This window comes from Cyanobacterium aponinum PCC 10605 (assembly GCF_000317675.1).
Taxonomy (GTDB): domain Bacteria; phylum Cyanobacteriota; class Cyanobacteriia; order Cyanobacteriales; family Cyanobacteriaceae; genus PCC-10605.
Map to the genome: position 1 here is coordinate 1,094,345 of NC_019776.1, position 23,147 is coordinate 1,117,491.

Sequence of the window (23,147 nt, forward strand, 5' to 3'; positions counted from 1 at the left end):
TATTTTTAAAATACATTTATTTTATTAGCTTCAAGAGAACAATGACAGATTTTATACCGAGTTTTATCAGAGAAGATTTATTAAAATTATCTGCTTATATTCCTACTCCTATTAGTGATAACCAGAAACAATTAACTCGTTTAGATGCGAATGAAAGCCCTTATAACCTACCCTCAGAATTAAGAATAAAATTAGCCAGTTTTTATGAACAAGAAATAGAAACTAATCGTTATCCCGATGGTAGTCACTCCGTTTTAAAAAGGTTGATTGTGAATTATGTAAATGAATCTATAAACAAAGAAGGTTTATTTAATGTTAATAATATCTCCATTGGTAATGGTTCAGATGAGTTAATTCGCTCAATTTTAATGGCTACTTGTTTAAATAATCAGGGTTCTATTTTAGTAGCTAATCCCACTTTTTCTATGTATAAAATTCTTGCAGAAAGTTTGGGAATAAATACCATTTCCATTGAGAGAAATGAAATAGATTTTTCATGGGATATAGATAAGGCAAATCAGGCGATTAGAGAAACTAATAATCCTCCCATAAAAGTTATTTTTGTGGTTCATCCTAATTCCCCCACTGCCAATTGCTTAAATGATTCAGAGATTGCATGGTTGAAAAATTTGCCCTCTGATATTTTAGTTGTCATTGATGAGGCATACTATGAATTTAGCAAAAAAACCCTCGCAATTGAATTAAAAAACTATCCTAATTGGTTAGTATTAAGGACATTTTCTAAAGCCTTTCGTTTAGCCGCCCATCGAGTTGGATATGCGATCGCATCTCCTGCTATTATCAATGTATTAGAAAAATTAAGACTACCTTATAACTTACCAACTTTTTCTCAATTAGCGGCTCAATTCGCCATGGAAAATCGTCAATTAATATTACCGGCGGTAGAAGAAACGATAAAAGAAAAAGAGAGAGTTTTTCAGGAACTAAATAAGATAAAAAATCTGAAAATTTGGCGTAGCGATGCTAATTTTATCTATTGTCGCTTGAAGGAAAATGGCAATTATGAAAATCATCAAAATATTCTTAATCAATTAAAAGAAAAAAATATTTTAATTAGACATACAGGAGGGGGTTTAAGAATTTCCATTGGCACACCCGAAGAAAATGACTATTTACTCTCCACAATTCAATCTTTATTCAATCAATAATATATACTTAACGAGGAAATATAAAGAGGCTCTACTACTTTGAGTATGTGAATTATTGGTTGGGTTAGGCAAGAGGCAAGAGGCAAGAGGCAAAAGGCAAGAGGTAGTTATTAAATAATAATTTATAAACTTTTAGTTTTTATTTTACTATAAACACTATTTCATAAAAGTTATAGAAGTCCTGTTTCTCTTAATTTATTATAACCACACTCTGAAGAGCCATAAAAGATAATAATGAAGCTAAAGAAAAGAAAACCCCTCTGTGTCTCCTCTTAAAAAATGAGAAAGGGAAGAGGTTTTTTGAAACACTCAAATTATAGCTTTGTTAAGATAATTTCTCCCTATGAAACAATCATTATCAGAAATTGCGATAGTTTTTCTTAAATTAGGTGCGATCGCATTTGGGGGACCCGCCGCCCATATTGCTATGATGGATAAGGAAATTGTGGAAAAGCGCCAATGGTTAAGTCGGGAAAAATTACTAGATTTGCTTGGTGTTACTAATTTAATACCCGGTCCTAATTCCACAGAGTTAGCCATCCATATTGGTTATGAAAAGGCGGGGTGGCGAGGGTTAATTGTGGCGGGGAGTTGCTTCATTTTACCGGCAATGGCCATTGTTTGGTTATTAGCCATTCTTTATGTTAGGTTTGAAAGTCTGCCCTCTAGTTCTGGATTATTGTATGGTATTAAGCCAGTGGTAATTGCGATTATTATTCAGGCTTTGTGGAAAATAGGGAAAAAGGCGGCAAAAGATACTCCTACAACTATCGGCGGTGTTATGGCGACGGTAGCTTTTTTTTTAGGATTAGATGAAATCCTCATTTTATTATTAATTGGATTAGGGGTAATGATAACCAAAACCGTTATTGATAATAAAAACAATTTAGGGGGATTATTTTTCCTTCCTTTTCTTGCCGTTTCTCCTTCTATCAGTTTTTCTCCTTCAGGAATCAATATTTTTTTGGCTTTTTTGAAAATTGGTTCTATCCTTTATGGAGGAGGCTATGTTTTATTAGCTTTTTTACAACGGGATTTAGTTGAAAATTATCAATGGTTAACCTCAGAACAACTCCTAGATGCGATCGCAGTAGGACAGTTAACCCCCGGTCCTATTTTTACCACTGCGACTTTTGTTGGTTATTTAATAGCTGGAAATAAAGGAGCAATCATGGCAACTATCGGTATTTTTCTACCTTCTTTTATCTTAGTTTTATTAGTCAATCCTTGGGTGGAAAAAATCCGTCAATCTGTTCAAGCGGGTAATTTTTTAGATGGGGTAAATGCCGCCTCTTTAGGTTTAATGGCAGGGGTAACTTATATTTTGATGACTAATTCTGTAACGGATTTATTTACCCTCTTCCTAGTAATTATTACTACTATTGTTATTTTCCGTTATCAGATTAATTCTGTGTGGCTAGTCTTAATTGGAGGTTTAGCAGGTTTTCTCTATTATTACCTGATTTCTATATAAAATTTCTGATTATGTTAGTAGCTTTGGCAAGGGGTAATTAACAATTAGTAATTAGTAATTAGTAATTAATTAAACCCTGACACCTATATAAATCCAATATTCTTATATTGAACTAAGGTTGTTTTATGATTTCACCAGTAAAAGAAGTTGCGATCGCAATTTTGTATCGAGAAAACAAATTTTTATTACAATTAAGAGATAATATTCCCACCATTATACATCCGGGTTGCTGGGCATTATTTGGAGGGCATTTAGAGACAGGAGAAACCCCAGAATCGGCTTTAATCAGAGAAATTCAGGAGGAGATAGACTATCAAATCACGGATTTTCATAAATTTATTTGTCACCAAGAAGGAAATATTATCCGTCATGTTTATTACGCCCCTCTTAAAGTTGAAATAAAACAATTAACTCTGAAGGAAGGATGGGATTTTACCCTTGCACCTCCAGAAACTATCCTTCAAGGTCAATGTTACTCAAAAATAGCCAAGCAGATGCGTTTTTTCGCCCCTTTTCACCGACAAATATTATTAGACTTTTATCAAATCCATTTTCCACTTATCAAGGCTTAGGGTGTTGGGCGATTGGGGAAAAACAATTAATGAGTAATGAGAGTTAGGAGTTTTTAATTATTCACTATTCACTATTCACTAATTGCCTTTGCCTTTTTCTATCCTTGTCCAAATTGACGATCATAAACTTCGTCTTCTTTACCAGTTTCTAATTCTAAATCAGAACGGGGATAAGACACACATAATAAAGCATATCCTTCCCCTTGCAATTCAGGAGATAACCCCATTCCTTCACCTTGTTCAACTTTTCCAGTAATTATCTTTGCCGCACAAGTAGTACAAACTCCAGCGTTACAAGAGGAGGGAAGCTCAATATTTTGTTGTTGTGCTACATCTAATATCTTTTGGTCTTCAGATACTTGTATTGTATAAGATTGACCTGCATTATGAATTTTTACAGTATAAGTATTACTCATAAAATAAATTTTAACTTTAAATTTTAATCACAAACTCAGATTATACCGTAATTAATATTTAAGGCGTTGTTTAATCATGGTACGAAATCTACTGAAATTATGCCAAAAATTGAGACATCAAAATATTTATTATTACTATTGCCTATTACTCATTCCCCCCACCCTACCTAAATGAGAAATCGTATCGAAAATTAGCAATACCATATTTAACATAGTCTAAATTGTTTATTTGTCCTTTCTTGTGTTAAAAACAGTTATGTATCTTATGCAATTAACTGGTAACTATTTTTTATGTATATGACTCCTAAAAGCGGTGTACTTTTACTGCTTTCTTGTATAGCTGCGATCGCATCTGTTGGTTGTGTATTTGAGTTAAGTTCTGGTGTACCTCAGCTAGGGACAACTAGCACTACTGTCATTTTGGCTGTAAGTATCCCCTTAACTTTGATTACTTTTATTTTGGCGGTGAAAGATGCAAGGGCAAATCTTTAGTTTATGAAGAATCAATCATTAGACTTTTGAAAAAAGTTATGATTTTTGCTATGTGTATTTCGGGCATAAAACCCCGATTTCTGGAAATATTATTAAACTGAAATCTTTTTCCAAGATACTAATACTAGCAAGATAAAAAAATCAATTTTAATAGTTTTAGAATAAATATTGTTACTTTTCCCTCTTCCCTACCCTAAATATTCTAATTATTCAGCAAACTAGCTTATATTATGGAGCAACGAAAAAATCATATCGTCATACTTGTGACTACAGGTAATCAAATCGAAGCGAAGAAAATTGCCCGTGTATTAGTGGAAGAAAAGTTGGCAGGATGTGTTAATTTTTATCCTGTGACTTCTGTTTATCGTTGGCAAAATGAAATTTGTGAAGATGCTGAATGGCAATTAGTAATCAAAACTGATGAGCAACTTTTTTCGACTTTGTCAGCTAGAATTCAAGATTTACATTCCTATGATGTGCCAGAAATTATTGCTTTACCGATAGTTAATTCTTCTATGGCATATATTCAATGGTTACAAGATAGTTTGCAAAAAGTTTAAGGTGATTATTATTCAAAATTATGGGATATATTATCAGTACAGTAAATATGAAGGGTGGGGTTGGTAAAACCACTCTCACCGTCAACTTAGCCACTTGTTTAGCAAAAGGTTTTGGCAAGAAGGTATTAGTATTAGATTTAGATGCTCAAATTAGTGCCACACTCAGTTTATTACCCCCCCATGAGTTTGGTAAATTGCGTAAAAAACGTAAAACTCTTAGTTATTTGATTGATTTAGTTGTACAACCAAATCCTTATGCTAAGTTGAGTATTCACGATATTATCACTCCTTCTATCTGCGATTTACCCCAATTGAGTTTATTGCCCGGAGATATTGAATTATATGATGAGTATTTAGTCTCAGAAATGTTGCATCAACAGGCAGTAAAAGAAAATAAAAGTAATGATTTTGAGTGGGTATGGAATAATTTTGAACGTAACCTAATCCATAATATTCTTCAACCTGTCATAAATGACTATGATTTTATCATTATGGACTGCGCCCCGGGATATAATTTATTAACAAGAAGTGCGATCGCAGCTAGTGATTTTTATATTTTACCAGCAAGACCAGAACCATTATCATTAGTAGGGATACAACTACTAGAAAGAAGAATTAAAAGATTAAAAGAAAATCATCAAGAAGATAATCCCCTTAAATTACAACTACTGGGTGTTGTTTTTATCTTATCCGAATCAGGTTTATTTGGACGTTACGATAAATACTATGAGCAAGTAAAAAGAAGAGTTAAACAAGACTTTACCATAGACAAAATCTTTGCATCGGATATTCCTATGGATGTCAATGTTGCCAAAGCTGTGGACTTATTTATTCCCGTCACTCTAGCCTCTCCTAATTGTAACGGTTCAAAGGCTTTTTATAAATTAACTCAGGAATTTTTGGGCAAAATTGAAGCAATTAATAACTAAAGTTATGCAAAACCATAGAATCAATTGTTAACTGATGTTATGCAAAAAGATAATTAGTTGTTGTTTTGAGGTGTCAGGTGTCAGGTGTCAGGTTTTAGGGAGAAATGAATTCGGAGTTATTATTTAATTTACTATTAACCTTTACCCTTTGCCCATTGATTACTTTAACCTCAGTTCGGTTTAAGAATATTGGATAAGGGTAGGTGTCAGGTTTCAGGTTGCAGGTTGCAGGTGTTGAGAGAAAGTAATAAATAACGAGTAATGAGTAACAAATAATGAGTGTTCGGGGTTTTTAATTCCTAATTCTTAATTTTTCCTTTGCCCTCCCCCCTCTCGAGGGGGGATATAAGGGGGGTTTGCCTCTTGCCTCTTGCCTTTTGCCTTTTTTTCTTCATCATTCATAGATGAAAATTTATCCCGAACTCAGGTTACTTTAACGTTTCTTCTGACTTTTTTTACAAACTCTATCTAATAAACTCAGACAATTTCCTTCCCGTCGTGATTAGTTTTTGCTCCACGATATTGAGTTACACCCTTATTTTTAAAGCTAAATAACTTATCTAAAGCAGAATTTCGGCTATAATTAGAACCTCGATAAACCATTGATTGAATAGTTTTTTCTTTCTCATTATTAGAATTAGAAGAATTCAACTCTACCTTTTCAATTCTATTTTTTTCTTTTTCTTCTGTAAGATTAACTGTAGGTTCAGTAAATTTATCAATCGATTTTTGTGTTAACATCATCCCCGCCACTAAAATAGCTAACAGAATAGGGGTGGGTGCATTTACTAATCCGACTACACTAATAATTAAGGCAGTGAAAGCGGAAACAACAGCTAAAAAACAAATAATTAACTCCATGATAACAACCTCTAGTATGCTTAAACACTCAAATTAACGTCTCTGATCTCAAACAAACTTTCTTGTATCTATTACATTCTTTCTCTTTAAATTCATCATAGTAGAAAGACATATTTTAAGATTAAATACTTTTAATAAAAATTGCAAATATATAATATTTTAACAATTGCAACAATTATTACTCTAAGATAACTAATTTTTTAATTATAGAATAGATCTCTATCTATTTCACTGTTTTTGTCATGAGTATTTGTACTCATATTTCCTCGGAAAAACTTAAATTTTCAGATAAATTAACTTATCAAACAGAATAGATGTCAGAAAGAAGAAAAACAATACTTTTTATTCATCCGAATTTTCCTGCTCAATTTCGTCATTTGGGGCTACTTTTAGGAAAAAATCCTCTCTATGATGTTTTTTTTCTCACGAAGAAAAAGGAGGGGGCAATAGAAGGAATCACAAAAATTATTTATCAACCTTCTAGGGAGGCAAAGCCAGAAACTCATCATTATGTACGCCCCATTGAAAATGCTGTTTTACAAGGTCAAGCTGTTTATCGTGCTTTAATTAATTTAAAACAAAAAGGATTTTACCCTGATATTATATATGGGCATTCTGGTTGGGGTTCAACTTTATTTGTGAAGGATATTTTTCCCCGTGCCTTATTTTTGGCTTATTTTGAATGGTTTTACCACGCCATTGGCACAGATGCTGATTTTGACCCCAATGAACCTTTAACTGCTGACGATCAAGCTAGAATTAGGGTGAAGAATACTCCCATTTTAATCGATTTATATAGCTGCGATCGAGGCTTATCTCCCACTCAATGGCAAAAACAACAATTTCCAAGGGAATATCATAACAAAATAACTGTTTTACATGACGGTGTTGACACAGACTATTTTCAACCTAATGCTGACACTAAGTTAGTTATTCCTAGCCTTAACTTAGACTTGAGTGATAAAGCGGAAATAATAACTTACGTAGCCAGAGGCATGGAGCCTTATCGAGGATTTCCCCAATTAATAGAAACTATTTATATTTTACAAAAACGTCGTCCTCAGTCTCATTTTGTTATTGTTGGACAAAATAGAGTCGCTTATGGAAAACAGCTACCAGAGGGGCAAAACTATCAAGATTTGATGTTAGCAAAATTCCCTCTTGACTTAACCAAAGTCTCGTTTACCGGTTTACTTCCCCACAGTGAATATCTTAAGGTTTTACAAGCCTCTTCTGCCCACATTTATTTAACTCGTCCTTTTGTATTATCATGGTCAATGTTAGAGGCAATGGCAACGGGTTGCGTGGTAATTGCTTCTGATACTCAACCTGTTAAAGAAATAATTGTAGATAATTATAATGGCTTTTTAGTACCTTTTTTTGAACCTGAAAAAATCGCAGATAAAGTAGAATATGCTTTATTCAATCAGGATTTAATGGCTAAAATTAGAAAAAAAGCTAGACAAACTATTGTTGAAAATTACAAATTGTCTGATTTAATTCAAAAACATATTCATTGGATTGAAACAGGAAAATTAACCCCGTTAACCACCAAAAAGAAAAAGATAAGAGGTTTTTAATGAATTAAAAATTTATCATCAAAAATTGATAATTCTTTTACTCCTAACGCTAAACTTTTAATTGATTAAATTATTGTCAAATAATGATTTGACTTGTTGTATTATGACCAAAAATGCTCAATATTGGATCGACAAACTAGACCTTCAAAAACACCCAGAAGGAGGATACTATCGAGAAAATTATCGTTGTTTAGATATGGTTAATAATGACAATTTTTTGGCTAAATATAACGGTGCAAGAAATGCTAGTACTGCAATTTATTATCTTCTCCTTAATGACGAGTTTTCAGCTTTTCATCTTCTCAAGAGTGATGAGATTTTTCACTTTTATTCTGGCTCAAGTTTAGATGTTCATATTATCAACTCACAAGGAGACTATCAACTAATAAAACTGGGAAATAATCCCGAAGAAAATGAAGTTTTGCAATTAGTAATTCCTCAAAATAGTTGGTTTGCGGCGGCGGTGAGTCAACCTAATTCATATAGTCTAATTGGTTGCACTGTTGCTCCGGGTTTTGATTTTAATGATTTTACCCTTGGCAAAAAAGAAGACTTACTTAAAATTTTTCCCCAACATCAAACAATTATTGAAAGGTTTACCTATGACTAAGTTATGAAAATATTGGCTCTCTTGCCTCTTGTTGTCTAAATTATCAATTTAGAGTAGCCGATTTGGGAAACCCCTCTTTATCTCTCCTTTTAAAGCAGGGTTTTTTCAAAGTCAGGGCAAAATTATCTTGCCCTCACCCCCAATCCCTCTCCCACAGTAGAGGGGAGCGTTTTTTCTTAAAAATTGATTAATTAATACTTAAAAACTCCTGTATCTGTTACTATTTGTTAACCTGAGTTTTGGATAAGCTGAAAGCATCCCAACTCGTAGTCAAAAAACCTTATAGCTTCTTAGAAATAACGATAAAATTGCCTTAATCCGAACTGACTTAAACAAGGGGCTTAAGCCCCTTGCTAAAAACCCCTACCACCTGCAACCTGCAACCTGACACCTGACACCTAACCTTATCAGATATTCTTAAACCGAACTGAGGTTATTTGTTAGTTTCAAAAATTGACATTTTTGAGAATGAAAAAACCCTGGGGCTAAAGCAGGGTTTGCCTCTTGCCTTTAATTTATCATAACCATTGTAGAAGAACCCAAATGAATTATTAATTATAAGTTTGAATTTCTGTTTATTTAAAAGCTACAAAATATCTTTGATTCATTTTTAAATAGTTGATTATTATTTTTATTAGTGACTTTTTTAACTTGTTCAAACCTGATTTATATATCAATTTATTGACAGAAAAAACCAACTAATTTTATAATATAATTTATATAAAATATTTCAATAAAAATAAGATTGTTAATTTTTCGATAAGAGAAATATAAAAATTATGGATGGCAATTATCAAGATTATATTAACAGAGTTGTGCAAATGACTCTCCCTAGCAACTACAAGCAACAAGTTAAAAACATTCAATCATCACCAAAGTTTGTCGATGGTAAAGCCATAGATTTTCCCGGTTTTAGCGTTATTACTCCTCCTGAGAAGGAAGAAACTAATAACAAAAAATTTTATAGTTATTTACAAGAAATTCAAACTCAAATTACACAGGAATTACCAGAAAATTTATTTTTACCTGTACCGCCACAAAGTTTCCATTTAACTATAGCAGATTTAATTTGGGATACTAGCTATACTAATGCGGTGAAAGAAAATCCAGATTTTGATAATTTATTAATATCAGAAATTGATAAAATTTTTAAGGAATATGCTCAATTAAATCCCGAAATTGACACCTTAGAATTAGAAGTTTTAGGCTTATCAGTATTTCCACGTGCGATCGCAGTTTGTTTAGCACCAACGGAAGATAGTTATAATCCTATCATCAAACTGAGACAATTGATTTATCAAAACGAGCAAATTATTAAACTAGGAATCGAACAACAATATGATTTTGTAGGACATATTACCCTTGGTTACTTTGATAAAGTAGAAGATAATATTGACCGAGAACAAGTAGAATTAGTAATCGTAAAAACAAACGAGCAATTAGTATCAAAAAATCTTCCTACTTTTGAATTAAGCCAGTGGGAATTAAGAAAATTTACTGATATGACTAATTTTATTAGAGAACAAAATTGGGCTAGTATAAAAGTAGGTAACTAAAGATTATTTTGACAGAATTAAGTAATCCTATTATTGAAAAAAGTTTTGCTATTATTGATAACATAATTGGCAATCATGATTTGTCTGCAAGGGAGTATAATATCGTCCGCCGTATTATTCATACCACCGCTGATTTTGACTACCTAAATTTATTTTATTGTAGTAACAACGCCATTGATACCGCCATACTCGCCTTACAAAATAAAACTCCCATTGTCACCGATGTGAGTATGGTAAAAGAAGGTATTAAAAATATGGTGGGGAAAACTTACCAAAATCAAGTTATTGTAGCCGTAAAACAAGCTAAAATCCCCAAATCTGGTCATACTCTCACGGAGACGGGTTTATTGAAATGTTGCCTTGATTATCCCAATGCTATTTATGTAATTGGGAATGCTCCAACTGCCTTAATAGCTTTATGTAAAAAGATTGAGCAACAAAAAATTCAACCTTCGATTGTTATTGGCGTGCCAGTGGGATTTGTAAATGTTTTAGAATCAAAGGAATATCTATCTCGGTTAGGCATTCCTCAAATACAAATCAAGGGTAATAAAGGAGGCTCTACCGTAGCCGCCGCTATCATTAACGCTTTGTTAGTTATGAGTTACAAGGATTAAGGAATATTTGATAGATATAAAGATGCGTATTTATGGTAACAGAGAAATAAAAACCTTGTCAGGAAAGGATACTCGCCCTACCACCGCAAAAGTGAGAGAGGCATTATTTAATATTTGGTGCGATCGCATCTTAGATGCAACTTGGCTAGACTTGTGTGCAGGAAATGGTACAATGGGGGCGGAAGCTCTATGTCGAGGAGTAAAAGAAGTTGTTGGAATCGAAAAATCTTCTTCTGCTTGTCAAATTATCCGAGAAAACTGGCAAAAAGTAGCTAATAATGAGCAAAATTTTAGAGTTTTAAGGGGCGATGTTTTAAAAAGACTAAAAAATTTACAAGGAAAAAAATTTGATTGTATTTACTTCGATCCTCCCTACGAATTAGATATATATAATACTGTTTTAGATTTAATCTTAGAATACGAATTATTAGCAAAAAATGGACAAATAGCAGTAGAATATGACCCTAAAAAATCAATCATTAAACAAAAACAAAACCTTGATTTATTGCAGACAAAAATATATGGAAATACTGCCCTTAATTTTTATTCAAACCTGCCACCAGATGTTTGATAAGCTAGTTTACATTTAAGTTGTTTGGTTAAGAAAGGGAATAGGGAAAGTCCACCCTTACAATAGGTAAGCCTTGAAGTTGTTATTTTCAAGAATTAAAACAAGAATTAAAAAAAATAGGCTCTATCAGTTTGAGTATGTAAATTATTAGTTAGGGTAGGCTGAAAGGCAAGAGGCAAGAGGCAATAGGCAATAGGGGATTATTAAATAATAATTTATAAACTTTTAGTTTTTATTTTACTATAAACACTATTTAATAAAGGTTATGGAAGTCCTGTTTCTCTTAATTCATCATAACCACTGTAGAAGAACAAAAAAATATAAGTTAAATACGTCTTAGCCTACCTACACTTATTCAATATTCTTAAGCCGAATTAAGATTAACTAGGTAAAACTTGTTGAGAATATTTCAAATGAATAATAGATAAATCATCTGAAAAATTAGATGAGTTGTGATAAGTTTTTAAAAAATTCAAAATAGGATTTAACTCATTATTAAATTGACATAACAATTCAACAAAATTATCTAACCCTAATATATCTCCTTGGTCATTTTTTACTTCATAAATACCATCACTAAACAAGTACAAATTTGCCGAAGAACCAACATTAATCGAAGCATTTTGGTAAGCAATATTAGGAAACATTCCGATAGGCAAACCAAGAGTTTTTAGACAGATTTGGTTCATTTTTTCTCGATTATTTTCTAACAATAAAACACAAGGAGGATGACCTGCACTACAATACGTTAAGTTACCAGTTTTAACATTTAAAACCCCATACCAAATAGTAAAATATTTATCATTTTTTTCTGTCATTTGAAAATTATTATTGAGGTGATATAAAACCTCACAAGGAGAATAATAATTTAATATTCCTAAGCGACGAGAACGCAGTAAATTTAGAATAGAAATAGAAGGTAATGCCGCTTTTAATCCATGTCCTGAAATATCTAATAAATAAAAAACTAAATGTTGATCATCTAAAAAAAAGTAATCGAAAATATCTCCTCCTAAATGCAAAGAAGGAATAAACATATAATTAATTAGGATATTTTTATCATCTAAAAAATCTGGTAATAAAGAAGAAACATATTCGGCGGCTTCATTCAATTCTGTTTCTAAAAGTTGTTTTTGAATTTCTAAATCTTTACTTAATTGATGTAATCTTAAACCAGCTCTTACCCTTGCTTTTAACTCTTGTAAATCTATTGGCTTACAAATAAAATCATCAGCCCCTACATCTAATCCTTGAATTCTATCTTCCACGGAAACACGAGAAGTCATCAAGACAAAAAAAGTAGTATTTAATAGGGGATTTTTTTTGACAAATTGACATACTTCTAAACCTGATAATTTAGGCATTAACCAATCACAAATAATTAAAGCAGGTTTTATTTTTTCGGCTAATTCAATCCCTTTTTGTCCATCTCCAGCTATTTGAACACTATAACCACTAGAAGAAAAAGCTCTTTTTAACAAAATTTGTATCGTTGGATCATCATCAATAACTAAAATTTGAGGCATTTTTTCTAGGGAAAGATAAACATATTTTTATTTTTAATTTAAGAACAATTAGACCATAAATTTAAACACAAAAAGTCCCACTAATTCTTAAAGTTAACGAATTATAGCATGATTATTTAAAATCACCTCAGTTCGATATAAGAATATCTGGTTAGGATGGGCAAGGGATAATAGGCAAGAGAGAGGCAAGAGACAAAGTTAAAAGGGCAATGGTAAATATTTGATAATTAATAACTCCTAACTCCTGTACGGGCCCTAACTAACTCCGTACCGCTTTGCGGAACGAGCGCTCGAGTGTTCTCTGGTTTCCCCCTAACACCCTAATCCCCTAATACCCCAATAATACTCGATTTCCCTATCTCCCCTCATCTCTCCAAAACCTTGACACCTGCAACCTGCAACCTAATTTTATTGCTCTGTAAAATCTACTCACTGAAACGAGGAGTCATACAATAAGGACAATCTAACCATTCCTGTTGTAATTCTGCTCCACAGCCACTACAGGTTAAAGATGATTTTCGTTTAGCCTTCAATTCTGCTTCCAAACCAGAATCAGTAAATGTTACCCTTTCAACTTCTTCTAAGGTTGTATGACCTTGACGAACTAGATTTAAACTATAGGCTAAAATCGTTACCATTCCTTCTTCAACAGCCTTTTCTTTAATCATGTCAGTGGTTGCTCCTCGGTTAATGAGTTTTTGCAACTCTTCACTCATAACCATAAACTCATAAACACCCACACGCCCTTTATAACCACCGCCACCACATTTTTGGCAAACCGTGCCATTCGCTTGGGCTTGTTGTAGGGCTTCTCCTGACAAAGTATTCGCTTTATAAAAGGTAACAGATTCTTCTCCAGATACGGATAAACCAAAACGGGCTAATTCTTCTTTAGTAGGAACATAAGCAATTTTACACTCACTACAAACTCTTCGCATTAATCTTTGTGCCAAAACCCCTAACAATGCACCAGAAATCATAAAGGGTTCAACCCCCATTTCGTCCAAACGTGCGATCGCACCTGCCGCATCATTAGTATGTAGAGTGGTTAAAACCAAGTGTCCAGTCAAAGCGGCTTCGATCGCAGTTTTTGCGGTTTCAGCGTCCCGTGTTTCCCCCACCAGAATAATATCAGGGTCTTGTCTGAGAAAAGCCCGAAGAATTGAAGCGAAATCCATACCTTTTTCTCGGATTACTTGCACCTGAGTGATTCCTTCTAAAGCATACTCAATAGGGTCTTCCGCCGTACTTATGTTCACTCCCGGATCATTTCTCTCCGCTAGGATAGAATAGAGAGTTGTGGACTTACCCGAACCTGTAGGACCTGTAACCAAAATTAAACCAAAAGGACGACTGGCAATATCTCTAACTTTTGCCAATGTTTCCTCGTCCGAGATTAAAAAGTCTAAACCTAATTGAGTAGCCGAATTATCTAATATCCTTAAACAGACCTTTTCACCGTAACGACTAGGCAAACAGTTAACTCGAAAATCCACATTTCTTCCCTGAAACACCCGACGAATTTTCCCATCTTGAGGTAAACGGCGTTCTGCAATATCCAACTCAGCCATGATTTTGAAACGAGCTACCACCGCAGTTGTAATATGTTTAGGAAGAGTAAAATATTCCCTTAAAACCCCATCTTTGCGCAAACGCACCCTCATTCTGGTTTCTTGGGGTTCAACATGAATATCTGATGCTCCTTCTTGTAAAGCCTTGATGAGAATTTTATTAACCAACTTGATAATAGGGGCTTGATTAGCATCATTAGAAGTCAAATCACCATCTGGATTTTCGTCTTCAGCTTCATCTAAATCATGATCCAAATCATCAACAATATCACTAACATCCCCTAACTGATCTAATTTTTGCTTTTCTTTTAACTCTTCTTCTCTTTTTTGTCTTTGCTTATCTTCTTCATAAAACCTGTTAATTAACTTATCAAAATCTTCTTCAGTAATAACAATTCTTTGTAAGTCAAGGCCTTTTGCTCGTAATATTTTTTTGACATCATCCAACGCCTGTAAATCATCAGGATTAACCATAGCAACAACAATTACAGGCGGTTCACCCTCAATGCGACGCAAGGGTAAAAGTTTATGACGACGACAAACCTGAACTCCCATAATAGACTCGATTAAATCAGTCATTTGATCCGCTGCTATTTCTTCTGACTCTGGGTCAACACAATCAACCCCATAAAGAATTTTTAATTCAAAAAGTTGATGTTGTTTGTACTGTCGCACTAACTCAGGAGACAAAGCCTTGTGGGTGATATTTTCTAAGATTTTTACTAAAGGCTGTTTAGTATTTCTCACTTGTACCAACGCCCTTTTTAAATCTTCCTTATCAATGTAACCTGCTTGAATTAGTTTATTTCCAAAGGGATTGAAATAATCTGGACTGACTAAGGCTGTTTTTAGTTTTTCTTTAGAAGCAGAAGAAATAGGAGTTTGAGTCATGGTGATCAGGAGAATATTAAGTTATAGCTCTAAATTGTTAGCAATAATATCAATATTGTAAATGATGTTTTTGTCTTCAGTGGATAAGATAAAAATTTTTAGTTACAAAGATTGTTAAAATACATCATATATTCTGGGAAAAGCTACCAGAAAATAGTTGATTGTCTCAATGCCCAAAGTATTCCCACTAAACAAGGCAAGGAATTAAGTTTTAATGTAGTTTATAGAATCTGTCAGGATAAGGCTAGTTGACAAGTGTAAAATAAAAGCAAGGAATAAGGGTAAGGCGAATACTTCTATCCTCTCAGTTCTTTTATCTATTGAGGATTTTAACATGAGTGCATTAACGGATAATGACTTAAAAGAGTTAAAGGATTTAATTACCTCTAAATTCGAGAGCATATCTAAAGATTTAAACGATATAAAAGTGGATGTAGCTACCATTAAAAGCGATGTTAACGGATTAGGAAAAAGGTTGGATGATACCAATAAAAGAATTGATAACCTTGAATTTACCAACAGGGGTATCTTCATTACTGTTATTAGTGGATTACTCCTAGCTGTCATCACCTTAACTGTTAAATTCCTAACACCACCAATTAGCTAATTTACCGCTCTCAATATTTTAAATAAATTCTATTTAGTTCCCATTTTAACGAAGAACCAGTGATTTTTTAATATTTATCATTAACAAAAACAAAATCTGACATTTTTGCATTTTCACATTGGGTCAATGCAATTTCTAACTTGTTTGATTTGGTCTTTAATATCTGTGAACTACCCAACACCGAATCGAAGATTACGGTGTGGGCTTCCTACCCAACAGATAGCGGTGTAGTAGATTTCTTACGTCCTCCTCTACCACGTCTTACATCTGGGCAATAGGCTTTATCCCCCGTTCCAGAGGTGAGGGGCTGTGTGCGGAATTTATTTCCGCTCCTTGTAAGCCCCGTCTTTAATATTCGTAGTCCTTCATCTCGGATGTTAATTGCCGCATTTATATCCCTGTCATGCTTTGTCTTACATTTTGGACATTCCCAATGTCTTATGTCCAAAGGCAAACTATCTACTCTCTTAAGGCATACATGACAAGTTTTAGAACTGGGGAAAAATCTATCTACTTCCATATATGTTTTTCCTTCTTGTTCCGCTTTATATTTAAGCATGGTACAAAATTGCCCCCAACCTACCTGTTGAATAGCTTTGGCTAGGCAATGATTTTTTATCATACCTTTAACATTGAGGTCTTCTAGCACTATAACTTGGTTTTCGTTTACTATCCTACGAGATAGTTTGTGTAGAAAATCCTCACGGCAATTAGTAATTTTTTTATGTACTTTAGCAACTTTTAATCTTGCTTTATTTCGATTATTTGACCCTTTTTGTTTACGGGATAATTGTTGCTGTTTTCTCTTTAAGTTAACTTCATGTTTTTTTAATATTTTTGGGTTATCAAACTTACTCCCATCACTGGTAATAGCAAAATGATTTAATCCCAAATCAATTCCTATAGCTTTACCTTCAGAGCTTACTTTTGGTTTATCTTTACCATCATCAACCAAGACAGAGGCATAATATTGATTACAACAATTCTTGGTAATAGTTACGGTTTTAATTTTTCCATCAATAGGACGGTGAATTTTTGCATAAACCAAACCAATTTTAGGAACATTAAGACAGTCGCCTTTAATACTGACATTACTAGGGTATTGTAAAGACTGCTTACCATGTTTGCTTTTAAAATTAGGATACTTTGCTCTTTTTTCAAAGAAATTATTAAAGGCTACTCCAAGATTTAAACAAACCTGTTGTAAGCACTGAGAGTAAGTTTCAGACAACCAAGAAGTTTCCTCCTGTTTTTTTAGCTCAGGGATTAACTTCTTAACATCGTAACCTGATAAACCTTTACCTGTCTGTTTATAAGTCTCATTCATTAAATTCAAAAAATGATTCCAAAGCCATCTACAACTACCAAAGGCTTTTGCCAGTGCTAGTTTTTGAGATGAATCTGGATAAATTCTGATTTTAATGACTTTTAACATTAAGTTAGAGCAAACGAGGTTTGATATAATTTATGTTAACACAAATTCGAGGAAATGTGGAATCCTTCGGATATTTTTTTTGTTGGGCGATTCATCCCACGCCTATTTGATGTATTTTTTTAGTCGAAAATTAGGCGTGAGGCTTCTCGCCAATTAAGCTAAAATATCTCTGACAACTTGGCAAATTTTAATTTTCTTAAAGTTTATTAAAAAAATATAGTAAACTGCTCTACTTTTTGAGTATGCAACCAAAATAAATATTTATCGGTTCAAAATTAAAGATGTCTATTGAGAAAATACTTTTACCGGTGGAAGAACTGCATTCAGAAAAAGACGAGATGTTTTCTTTATTTAAAACTCATTTTGAAGGAGTAAATCGTCAACAATTTGAAGAAGATTTAAGTGGTAAAGACTGGGTTATTTTATTAAAAGAAAATCTAGTTTTAAAAGGATTTACAACAATAAATTTTTATGATGCAAAATTTCACAACAAACCCGTAAGAATAGTTTATTCAGGAGACACAATTACTGATCCCTCCATGTGGTCAAGTCCAGCGTTGGCAAAGGCTTGGGTTGCTTCAGTCAAAGCTATTCATCAAGAAAGAAAAGAAAAATTATATTGGCTTTTAATTTCTTCAGGGTTTAGAACTTATCGCTTTTTAAGTATTTTCTGGAAAACATTTTATCCTTGTTATGCACAAAATACACCCCCTGAAATTGCCGAGTTTATGCACAATTTAGCTCAAGAGAAATTTGGTGAATACTACGATGTATCCACTGGAATTGTTCGCTTTTCACAACCTCAAATTTTAAAACCTCATTTGCAAGAAATCCCCGATGAAAGATTAAAAAATTCCCATATCGCTTTTTTTCTCAGAAAAAACCCTAGCCATAATGAAGGAGATGAATTAGTCTGTTTAGCAGAAGTCTCTGAAACTCATTTAACAAAAGCAGGATTAAGGATTTGGCGAAGTTCTGATTCCATACATATACCTTTCTCCATTAATAAACAAAATTCTGATGATACAACAAACAAAAAATAAGCGAGTATTTAATCATCCTGAACGCTTTATCGAAGGTTGGTATTGGCTTTTACCCTCGAAAGATTTACCAAAAAATAAAGTTAAAGCGGTGTCCTTGTTAGGACGAGATTTAGCCGTTTATCGTACCTATACGGGAAATGTTGTTGCCATGGATGCTTATTGTCCACACATGGGAGCTCATCTAGCCGAAGGTAAAGTAGAAGGAGAAAGTTTGCGCTGTTTTTTTCATAATTGGAAATTTAGTGCGGATGGTAGTTGTGTAGAAATTCCTTGCTTGGTCAAAACATTACCTCTGAAAGTCAATACTTGGCCCGTACAAGAGGCTTATGGTTTGATTTGGTTATGGACTGGAAATGAAGTGAAGCTACCGATTCCTTTTGCTCCTGAATTAGAAAAGGAAGAAGTTTCTACTTGTATAAGTAAAATCTTTGTCAAAGAATGTCATCCCAATGTGGTTATGATTAATGCCATTGATGCCCACCACTTTAACACAGTACATAATTTTCCCGTAGAAATTAAGTTTAAATCGGAAATTATTAATCCTAGTGTTATTACCTTTAGCAACACTACCAAAGGAGGCAAAGATTCTTGGTTAATTAATTTAATTCAACCTTTTTATAAGGAACAAGGCACTTATAGTATGTGTTATTGGTATGGCACTGTAGGAACTGTAACTCTTGGACCAGATTTTTTGCATTTTTATATTATGTTTGCGTTACGAATGTTAGAAAATGGTAAAACTGAAGGTGCAATGGTATCAATGACAAAACGTCGTTCAGGATTTTTTGGAGCAGTATTTAATAAACTTATACTTTGGGTCACAATTTTAGTGGGCGAATATTTTGCTAAGGGTGATACACAAATATTTAAAACTATTAAGTTTAATTTAAAAACCCCCGTTTGGGCTGATCATTCTATTATGGAATTTATTGATCATGTTGAACATCAAACGGTTCTACAGTGGGGAAGTTGGGAACAGATTACCGAGGGGATTGATTCTCATTTAACAAATAATCCTTAGTCTAATTAGTGAATAAAATGTCGGAAATTTCTAACAAAATTAGCGGTTTTACATTAAATCACGTCGATTTAGAATCTAAAACCCAACGTTTGCTTACATCAGCTTTAAAAAGGGCTAATATCTGTACTTCTTGTCAACCTCAATCTTTATTTTGGGATGCCAATTATTTCGGCTTAAATCAGGTTAAATATTTCTGCTCAGCAACTCCTCAACAGCAACAACAAATTCTTCAATTTGCCAACAAGGATTTACTAGAGGAAATTTATTGGGTGGAACAGGCGGGGGTTGGTTATATGGCGAAAATGGTGATTCTGGCTCAAACCCACGAAGAACGACTTTTATACAGCTTATTTTCTGCGGACGAGGCTACTCATTTAGCAACTATTACTCCTTTTTTAAAAGAAGTACCGGTTTTTTCTGGGGACACTTTTTTAAGTTATATGGCAAAAGCAATAGAATCAGATGATAAGTTGTTATTAATGGTCTTGGTTCAAGTGGTTTTAGAGGGCTGGGGTATGGGTCATTATCGCTCTTTGGCAAAGTATTGTTTGAATCCCCACTTAGGGGAAGTATTGCAGGGATTTTTGGATGCGGAAGCTCGTCATCATGCTTTGGGAGTGACTCTTGTTAAAAATTCTACTGATTATTGTCAGGAAAGTTTAGGGAATATTTATTCTGCGTTAACTTATTTTCTGCATATAGTACAAGTTGGACCCCAGAGATTATTAATCAATATTGAAAGGGTTTTAGGTTATTTATCGGCAAATGATAAAGTGGAAATTTTAACTGAATTGGAAACGGAAAAGCATAGTAGTAAAAAGTTAGATTTATTGCGATCGCTTCTAGTGGGAACTGTGCCTGATTCAATTATCGAATCTTTAGAAAAACAAGGTTCTTTTCATCCTTATAGTCCCTCACAATGTATTAAGTAGCCCCACTTAATTAAACGTAAAATAGGTTCAGCTAGTAGTAAGGGCAGAAGCCCTCCGTTGTTTCAAGAACGTTTGAAACCCCTAAAGGGGTAACTACGAACTTTCTTTTATTTAATTGGATCTACTTAGATAATTTTGGAAAAATTAAAAAAATAAAAGATGATGTTATGAAATCTTTACAGTGTTCCACTAATGAAATAAATCGCCCTTCTTTGACACCAGAATCTAAAACTTATCGCCAGTTACAGTTAAATTATAAAAGGGCAAAACAAACAGATCATAGTCCAGATTTAGATCAATTGGCGGCTAATTTTAACTATGAAGAGTGCAAAAACTGTTACTGGAATCCTCCTGAATTTTCTTTGCTCTATGGTACACCTTTTTGGGAACAAGCTAGTGAGTCTCAAAAAATAATTTTAAATCAACTTTATTGGGTGGCTTATTATTCTCAAATTATTTCTGCCGAAATTGCTACCATTTTTTTTAATCAAACAAGTGCAACTGGCCTTTATTCTATAGAGGGTTTTCGGTTAATTTGTGATACTTTAGACTTAGAAACCCGTCAAGAACGCTCTCACATTAGTGCTTTTCGTAGGGTAATAGATGAAGTTGAAAACAAACTTTTTGGTGAAAGAATATTTAGTTTTCCGATGCGATCGCCCTTTCGAGAAACCATGATTTTTGCTGATACCAATAGTTTTAAAAATTGGTGGAAAAGTTTACAATTACACTGTTTCGGCTTACTCTCCGCAGGAAATACTTTTTTAGCCTGTCAATATTTAACTGTTCGGGGTATTCGCACTTTAAACGGTAAATTAGTTCAACATCGGCTAAGTAATTTTCATCTCCAACATCCAAACCAAGAAAAATCTCCTATCCCCGCTCAAATATCCTATCATCATTTTCTTGATGAGAGTTTTCACTTTAACACTTCTACTATTTTGTCTCATGATGTTAGTAAATGCCTAAAACCCCCCACATATTTTGAACGCTATGTAACAAATTTAGGTATTAGGGGTTGTCAAAAAGATCATTATCATGTTTCCGTTGCCATCAATGGTATTTTTTGGTACGAGCCTGCTCTTTATGGTGCGATTTTAAAAATAATGCGATCGCCTCTATTTGGATTTTCTATGGAAGAGGCCAAAGCCATGCTCAAGGATTGCTTTACGAAAGAAACAGAAGGTTTACACAGAAGTTTTCAAACCCATGACGAAGCAATTTCATCCTATCAATTATATTTAGAACCTTTAGACTTTATTTCTGCCCAAAATAAAACAATGAAAATAATGGCTTCCAACTCGATCGAGAAATATTTAAAAACTCAAAAACAAGCCCTAGCAAAATTTTTTAGGCTTACCCAACTACAAAATAGTCGTCAATAAAAACTTAAATCCCTTTTATTTATTAACCCAATGCTTTGTAAAATATCTTTCACCAATAATGAGTTTCCCCCCCTTGAACTTCCTGCTCACCAATCATTAGCAGACCATTTAACTGCCCAAAATTCCCCTATTTTATTTGGTTGTCGTACAGGTTTATGTGGTACTTGTTTAGTCGAAATTATCGGGAATATTCCTCCCCCAAAGGAAGAAGAAAAAGAAGTATTACAAATTTTAGCCCCTGAAAACCCCAGAGTCCGTTTAGCTTGTCAACTGGATTTAACTCAAGATATAACCATTAAAACTTATGAAGTTTGAAGATTTTTGGTATGTAGTCGCTCTAAGTAAACAATTAAAATCGAATCAAGTTTTAAGTCGTCAAGTTTTGGGGGAATGGTTGGCAATTTTTAGAACAAAGAATGGTAAACCAGTTGCCTTACAAGATCGTTGTACTCACCGCAATAGTCGTTTATCTTGTGGTAAAGTCCAACAAGGGTATTTACAATGTCCTTATCATGGTTGGGTTTATGATGAAAGTGGAGGAGTTGTTTCTATTCCCTCTGAAGGAGAAAATTTTAAACCAAGGGCAAGTTTAAAAGCTAAACAATATCATACCTGTGAGCAGGATGGTTTTATCTATGTCTGCTTAACAGAAGAAATCAAGCCACAGTTTTCCCCTTTTTCTATGCCATACTATCAACAACCCGGTTGGCATTATGTACGGGTGGTTCACCGTTTTAATAATAATGTTACTAATTGTGCTGAAAATTTTATTGATATTCCCCACACAGTTTCTGTACATCCGGGAATTTTTAGAAAATCCTACCAACAAAAATTAGAAATGACTGTCACCCGCACTCAAGGAACTGTGATCGCTAACTATCACAATGAGGATACTAATTTGGGCTGGTGGACACGGTTTTTAAACCCTAGTCACCATAAGATTTATCACAGCGATCGCTTTTTTATGCCTAATATTACTTCCGTAGAATATCAATTTGCTCCTCGCCGTCACCTATTTATAACAAGTCAATCCGTACCTGAAACGGAAACCTCCACCTTAGTCTATACCGATGCCACTTTTTCCTATGGAATTTGGTCTTATTTAGCAACTCCTTTTGTTTCGTACACTGCGAAACGAATTATTGGACAAGATGTAAAGATTTTGCAAATTCAGCAAGAAGTAATCGAAAAATATGGCGAGAAATTCGCCCACACTCAAGCAGATACCATTCATGTTTTTGTAGAATCAATTAGGAAGGCGATCGCACAGGGGAAAGATCCCCGAACCCTTCCAGATAAAACCATTGAAGTTACCTTTTGGGTTTAACC

Annotated in this window: 23 protein-coding genes; 18 read left to right on the forward strand and 5 right to left on the reverse strand. The window is 33.7% G+C overall.

The window, feature by feature from the left end; all coding sequences use genetic code 11:
• Positions 1 to 41 precede the first annotated feature (41 nt).
• The 3 genes from CYAN10605_RS04480 (at position 42) to CYAN10605_RS04490 (ending at position 3,215) form a co-directional block, all read left to right on the forward strand.
• A complete protein-coding gene (locus tag CYAN10605_RS04480; protein ID WP_015218756.1) occupies positions 42 to 1,169 on the forward strand; it encodes a histidinol-phosphate transaminase in 1,128 nt (375 codons plus the stop codon).
• Positions 1,170 to 1,512: 343 nt separating this feature from the next.
• The gene (locus CYAN10605_RS04485) at positions 1,513 to 2,643 is read left to right on the forward strand and encodes a chromate transporter (RefSeq protein WP_015218757.1); all 1,131 of its coding nucleotides are present in this window, start codon (positions 1,513 to 1,515) and stop codon (positions 2,641 to 2,643) included.
• 125 nt (positions 2,644 to 2,768) lie between these two features.
• A complete protein-coding gene (locus CYAN10605_RS04490) occupies positions 2,769 to 3,215 on the forward strand; it encodes an NUDIX hydrolase (RefSeq protein ID WP_015218758.1) in 447 nt (148 codons plus the stop codon).
• A gap of 98 nt (positions 3,216 to 3,313) precedes the next feature.
• Here CYAN10605_RS04490 and CYAN10605_RS04495 read toward each other — a convergent pair whose 3' ends face one another.
• On the reverse strand, positions 3,314 to 3,631 hold the full coding sequence (locus CYAN10605_RS04495; RefSeq protein WP_015218759.1) for a 2Fe-2S iron-sulfur cluster-binding protein: 318 nt from the start codon (positions 3,629 to 3,631) through the stop codon (positions 3,314 to 3,316).
• Between the two features lie 297 nt (positions 3,632 to 3,928).
• Between CYAN10605_RS04495 and CYAN10605_RS04500 the strand changes: the two genes are divergently transcribed.
• From CYAN10605_RS04500 to CYAN10605_RS04510, 3 genes are all read left to right on the forward strand, one after another.
• Positions 3,929 to 4,123: a hypothetical protein gene (locus CYAN10605_RS04500; protein WP_041922422.1), complete on the forward strand. Its 195-nt coding sequence runs from the start codon at positions 3,929 to 3,931 to the stop codon at positions 4,121 to 4,123.
• A 230-nt stretch (positions 4,124 to 4,353) separates the two neighbouring features.
• Positions 4,354 to 4,683 (forward strand): divalent-cation tolerance protein CutA, encoded by a 330-nt coding sequence (cutA, locus tag CYAN10605_RS04505; RefSeq protein WP_015218761.1) that lies wholly within the window; start codon positions 4,354 to 4,356, stop codon positions 4,681 to 4,683.
• Between the two features lie 20 nt (positions 4,684 to 4,703).
• Positions 4,704 to 5,612 carry a ParA family protein gene (locus CYAN10605_RS04510; protein ID WP_015218762.1) on the forward strand — a complete coding sequence of 303 codons (909 nt, stop codon included), beginning with the start codon at positions 4,704 to 4,706 and terminating at the stop codon, positions 5,610 to 5,612.
• Between the two features lie 477 nt (positions 5,613 to 6,089).
• Here CYAN10605_RS04510 and CYAN10605_RS04515 read toward each other — a convergent pair whose 3' ends face one another.
• Positions 6,090 to 6,473 carry a hypothetical protein gene (locus CYAN10605_RS04515; RefSeq protein WP_015218763.1) on the reverse strand — a complete coding sequence of 128 codons (384 nt, stop codon included), beginning with the start codon at positions 6,471 to 6,473 and terminating at the stop codon, positions 6,090 to 6,092.
• Positions 6,474 to 6,787: 314 nt separating this feature from the next.
• On the opposite strand from CYAN10605_RS04515, the gene CYAN10605_RS04520 reads away from it, so the two are divergent.
• The 5 genes from CYAN10605_RS04520 to rsmD all read left to right on the forward strand — a co-directional run bounded on the left by CYAN10605_RS04520 (position 6,788) and on the right by rsmD (position 11,407).
• On the forward strand, positions 6,788 to 8,053 hold the full coding sequence (locus CYAN10605_RS04520; protein WP_015218764.1) for a glycosyltransferase family 4 protein: 1,266 nt from the start codon (positions 6,788 to 6,790) through the stop codon (positions 8,051 to 8,053).
• A 103-nt stretch (positions 8,054 to 8,156) separates the two neighbouring features.
• Positions 8,157 to 8,663: a cupin domain-containing protein gene (locus CYAN10605_RS04525; RefSeq protein ID WP_015218765.1), complete on the forward strand. Its 507-nt coding sequence runs from the start codon at positions 8,157 to 8,159 to the stop codon at positions 8,661 to 8,663.
• Between the two features lie 779 nt (positions 8,664 to 9,442).
• On the forward strand, positions 9,443 to 10,219 hold the full coding sequence (locus tag CYAN10605_RS04530; RefSeq protein ID WP_015218766.1) for a DUF1868 domain-containing protein: 777 nt from the start codon (positions 9,443 to 9,445) through the stop codon (positions 10,217 to 10,219).
• A gap of 8 nt (positions 10,220 to 10,227) precedes the next feature.
• Positions 10,228 to 10,836, forward strand: coding sequence for a precorrin-8X methylmutase (locus tag CYAN10605_RS04535; protein ID WP_015218767.1), 609 nt, complete (start codon positions 10,228 to 10,230; stop codon positions 10,834 to 10,836).
• A 22-nt stretch (positions 10,837 to 10,858) separates the two neighbouring features.
• Positions 10,859 to 11,407 carry a 16S rRNA (guanine(966)-N(2))-methyltransferase RsmD gene (gene rsmD, locus CYAN10605_RS04540; RefSeq protein WP_015218768.1) on the forward strand — a complete coding sequence of 183 codons (549 nt, stop codon included), beginning with the start codon at positions 10,859 to 10,861 and terminating at the stop codon, positions 11,405 to 11,407.
• 380 nt (positions 11,408 to 11,787) lie between these two features.
• On the opposite strand, the gene CYAN10605_RS04545 is transcribed toward rsmD, so the two are convergent.
• Both CYAN10605_RS04545 and CYAN10605_RS04550 read right to left on the reverse strand, forming a co-directional pair.
• Complete coding sequence (locus CYAN10605_RS04545) at positions 11,788 to 12,933, reverse strand: PP2C family protein-serine/threonine phosphatase (RefSeq protein ID WP_015218769.1); 1,146 nt, start codon at positions 12,931 to 12,933, stop codon at positions 11,788 to 11,790.
• Between the two features lie 425 nt (positions 12,934 to 13,358).
• A complete protein-coding gene (locus CYAN10605_RS04550; protein ID WP_015218770.1) occupies positions 13,359 to 15,395 on the reverse strand; it encodes a GspE/PulE family protein in 2,037 nt (678 codons plus the stop codon).
• A 334-nt stretch (positions 15,396 to 15,729) separates the two neighbouring features.
• On the opposite strand from CYAN10605_RS04550, the gene CYAN10605_RS04555 reads away from it, so the two are divergent.
• Positions 15,730 to 16,002 carry a hypothetical protein gene (locus CYAN10605_RS04555; protein ID WP_015218771.1) on the forward strand — a complete coding sequence of 91 codons (273 nt, stop codon included), beginning with the start codon at positions 15,730 to 15,732 and terminating at the stop codon, positions 16,000 to 16,002.
• Positions 16,003 to 16,210: 208 nt separating this feature from the next.
• On the opposite strand, the gene CYAN10605_RS04560 is transcribed toward CYAN10605_RS04555, so the two are convergent.
• The gene (locus tag CYAN10605_RS04560) at positions 16,211 to 17,437 is read right to left on the reverse strand and encodes an RNA-guided endonuclease InsQ/TnpB family protein (protein WP_015218772.1); all 1,227 of its coding nucleotides are present in this window, start codon (positions 17,435 to 17,437) and stop codon (positions 16,211 to 16,213) included.
• 281 nt (positions 17,438 to 17,718) lie between these two features.
• Between CYAN10605_RS04560 and CYAN10605_RS04565 the strand changes: the two genes are divergently transcribed.
• From CYAN10605_RS04565 to CYAN10605_RS04590, 6 genes are all read left to right on the forward strand, one after another.
• Positions 17,719 to 18,480 carry a hypothetical protein gene (locus CYAN10605_RS04565; protein WP_015218773.1) on the forward strand — a complete coding sequence of 254 codons (762 nt, stop codon included), beginning with the start codon at positions 17,719 to 17,721 and terminating at the stop codon, positions 18,478 to 18,480.
• On the forward strand, positions 18,458 to 19,501 hold the full coding sequence (locus CYAN10605_RS04570; RefSeq protein WP_015218774.1) for an aromatic ring-hydroxylating dioxygenase subunit alpha: 1,044 nt from the start codon (positions 18,458 to 18,460) through the stop codon (positions 19,499 to 19,501). Before CYAN10605_RS04565 ends, CYAN10605_RS04570 begins: the two co-directional genes overlap by 23 nt.
• Before the next feature lie 17 nt (positions 19,502 to 19,518).
• Positions 19,519 to 20,433 carry a hypothetical protein gene (locus tag CYAN10605_RS04575; RefSeq protein ID WP_015218775.1) on the forward strand — a complete coding sequence of 305 codons (915 nt, stop codon included), beginning with the start codon at positions 19,519 to 19,521 and terminating at the stop codon, positions 20,431 to 20,433.
• A gap of 167 nt (positions 20,434 to 20,600) precedes the next feature.
• Positions 20,601 to 21,818 (forward strand): hypothetical protein, encoded by a 1,218-nt coding sequence (locus tag CYAN10605_RS04580; RefSeq protein WP_015218776.1) that lies wholly within the window; start codon positions 20,601 to 20,603, stop codon positions 21,816 to 21,818.
• A gap of 30 nt (positions 21,819 to 21,848) precedes the next feature.
• Entirely contained in the window at positions 21,849 to 22,133 is a 285-nt protein-coding gene (locus CYAN10605_RS04585; RefSeq protein WP_015218777.1) for a 2Fe-2S iron-sulfur cluster binding domain-containing protein, read from the forward strand.
• Positions 22,123 to 23,145 carry an aromatic ring-hydroxylating dioxygenase subunit alpha gene (locus CYAN10605_RS04590; RefSeq protein WP_015218778.1) on the forward strand — a complete coding sequence of 341 codons (1,023 nt, stop codon included), beginning with the start codon at positions 22,123 to 22,125 and terminating at the stop codon, positions 23,143 to 23,145. Before CYAN10605_RS04585 ends, CYAN10605_RS04590 begins: the two co-directional genes overlap by 11 nt.
• Positions 23,146 to 23,147 lie beyond the last annotated feature (2 nt).

What these genes read in the sequence shown, in the direction of transcription:
- CYAN10605_RS04515 (WP_015218763.1), bottom strand. Translation starts at nt 6,473, where the DNA reads ATGGAGTTAATTATTTGTTTTTTAGCTGTTGTTTCCGCTTTCACTGCC.
- rsmD (WP_015218768.1), top strand. Translation starts at nt 10,859, where the DNA reads ATGCGTATTTATGGTAACAGAGAAATAAAAACCTTGTCAGGAAAGGAT.
- CYAN10605_RS04530 (WP_015218766.1), top strand. Translation starts at nt 9,443, where the DNA reads ATGGATGGCAATTATCAAGATTATATTAACAGAGTTGTGCAAATGACT.
- CYAN10605_RS04510 (WP_015218762.1), top strand. Translation starts at nt 4,704, where the DNA reads ATGGGATATATTATCAGTACAGTAAATATGAAGGGTGGGGTTGGTAAA.
- CYAN10605_RS04500 (WP_041922422.1), top strand. Translation starts at nt 3,929, where the DNA reads ATGACTCCTAAAAGCGGTGTACTTTTACTGCTTTCTTGTATAGCTGCG.
- CYAN10605_RS04585 (WP_015218777.1), top strand. Translation starts at nt 21,849, where the DNA reads ATGCTTTGTAAAATATCTTTCACCAATAATGAGTTTCCCCCCCTTGAA.
- CYAN10605_RS04590 (WP_015218778.1), top strand. Translation starts at nt 22,123, where the DNA reads ATGAAGTTTGAAGATTTTTGGTATGTAGTCGCTCTAAGTAAACAATTA.
- CYAN10605_RS04575 (WP_015218775.1), top strand. Translation starts at nt 19,519, where the DNA reads ATGTCGGAAATTTCTAACAAAATTAGCGGTTTTACATTAAATCACGTC.
- CYAN10605_RS04565 (WP_015218773.1), top strand. Translation starts at nt 17,719, where the DNA reads ATGTCTATTGAGAAAATACTTTTACCGGTGGAAGAACTGCATTCAGAA.
- CYAN10605_RS04480 (WP_015218756.1), top strand. Translation starts at nt 42, where the DNA reads ATGACAGATTTTATACCGAGTTTTATCAGAGAAGATTTATTAAAATTA.
- cutA (WP_015218761.1), top strand. Translation starts at nt 4,354, where the DNA reads ATGGAGCAACGAAAAAATCATATCGTCATACTTGTGACTACAGGTAAT.
- CYAN10605_RS04545 (WP_015218769.1), bottom strand. Translation starts at nt 12,933, where the DNA reads ATGCCTCAAATTTTAGTTATTGATGATGATCCAACGATACAAATTTTG.
- CYAN10605_RS04550 (WP_015218770.1), bottom strand. Translation starts at nt 15,395, where the DNA reads ATGACTCAAACTCCTATTTCTTCTGCTTCTAAAGAAAAACTAAAAACA.
- CYAN10605_RS04560 (WP_015218772.1), bottom strand. Translation starts at nt 17,437, where the DNA reads ATGTTAAAAGTCATTAAAATCAGAATTTATCCAGATTCATCTCAAAAA.
- CYAN10605_RS04570 (WP_015218774.1), top strand. Translation starts at nt 18,458, where the DNA reads ATGATACAACAAACAAAAAATAAGCGAGTATTTAATCATCCTGAACGC.
- CYAN10605_RS04520 (WP_015218764.1), top strand. Translation starts at nt 6,788, where the DNA reads ATGTCAGAAAGAAGAAAAACAATACTTTTTATTCATCCGAATTTTCCT.
- CYAN10605_RS04525 (WP_015218765.1), top strand. Translation starts at nt 8,157, where the DNA reads ATGACCAAAAATGCTCAATATTGGATCGACAAACTAGACCTTCAAAAA.
- CYAN10605_RS04485 (WP_015218757.1), top strand. Translation starts at nt 1,513, where the DNA reads ATGAAACAATCATTATCAGAAATTGCGATAGTTTTTCTTAAATTAGGT.
- CYAN10605_RS04490 (WP_015218758.1), top strand. Translation starts at nt 2,769, where the DNA reads ATGATTTCACCAGTAAAAGAAGTTGCGATCGCAATTTTGTATCGAGAA.
- CYAN10605_RS04495 (WP_015218759.1), bottom strand. Translation starts at nt 3,631, where the DNA reads ATGAGTAATACTTATACTGTAAAAATTCATAATGCAGGTCAATCTTAT.
- CYAN10605_RS04580 (WP_015218776.1), top strand. Translation starts at nt 20,601, where the DNA reads ATGAAATCTTTACAGTGTTCCACTAATGAAATAAATCGCCCTTCTTTG.
- CYAN10605_RS04555 (WP_015218771.1), top strand. Translation starts at nt 15,730, where the DNA reads ATGAGTGCATTAACGGATAATGACTTAAAAGAGTTAAAGGATTTAATT.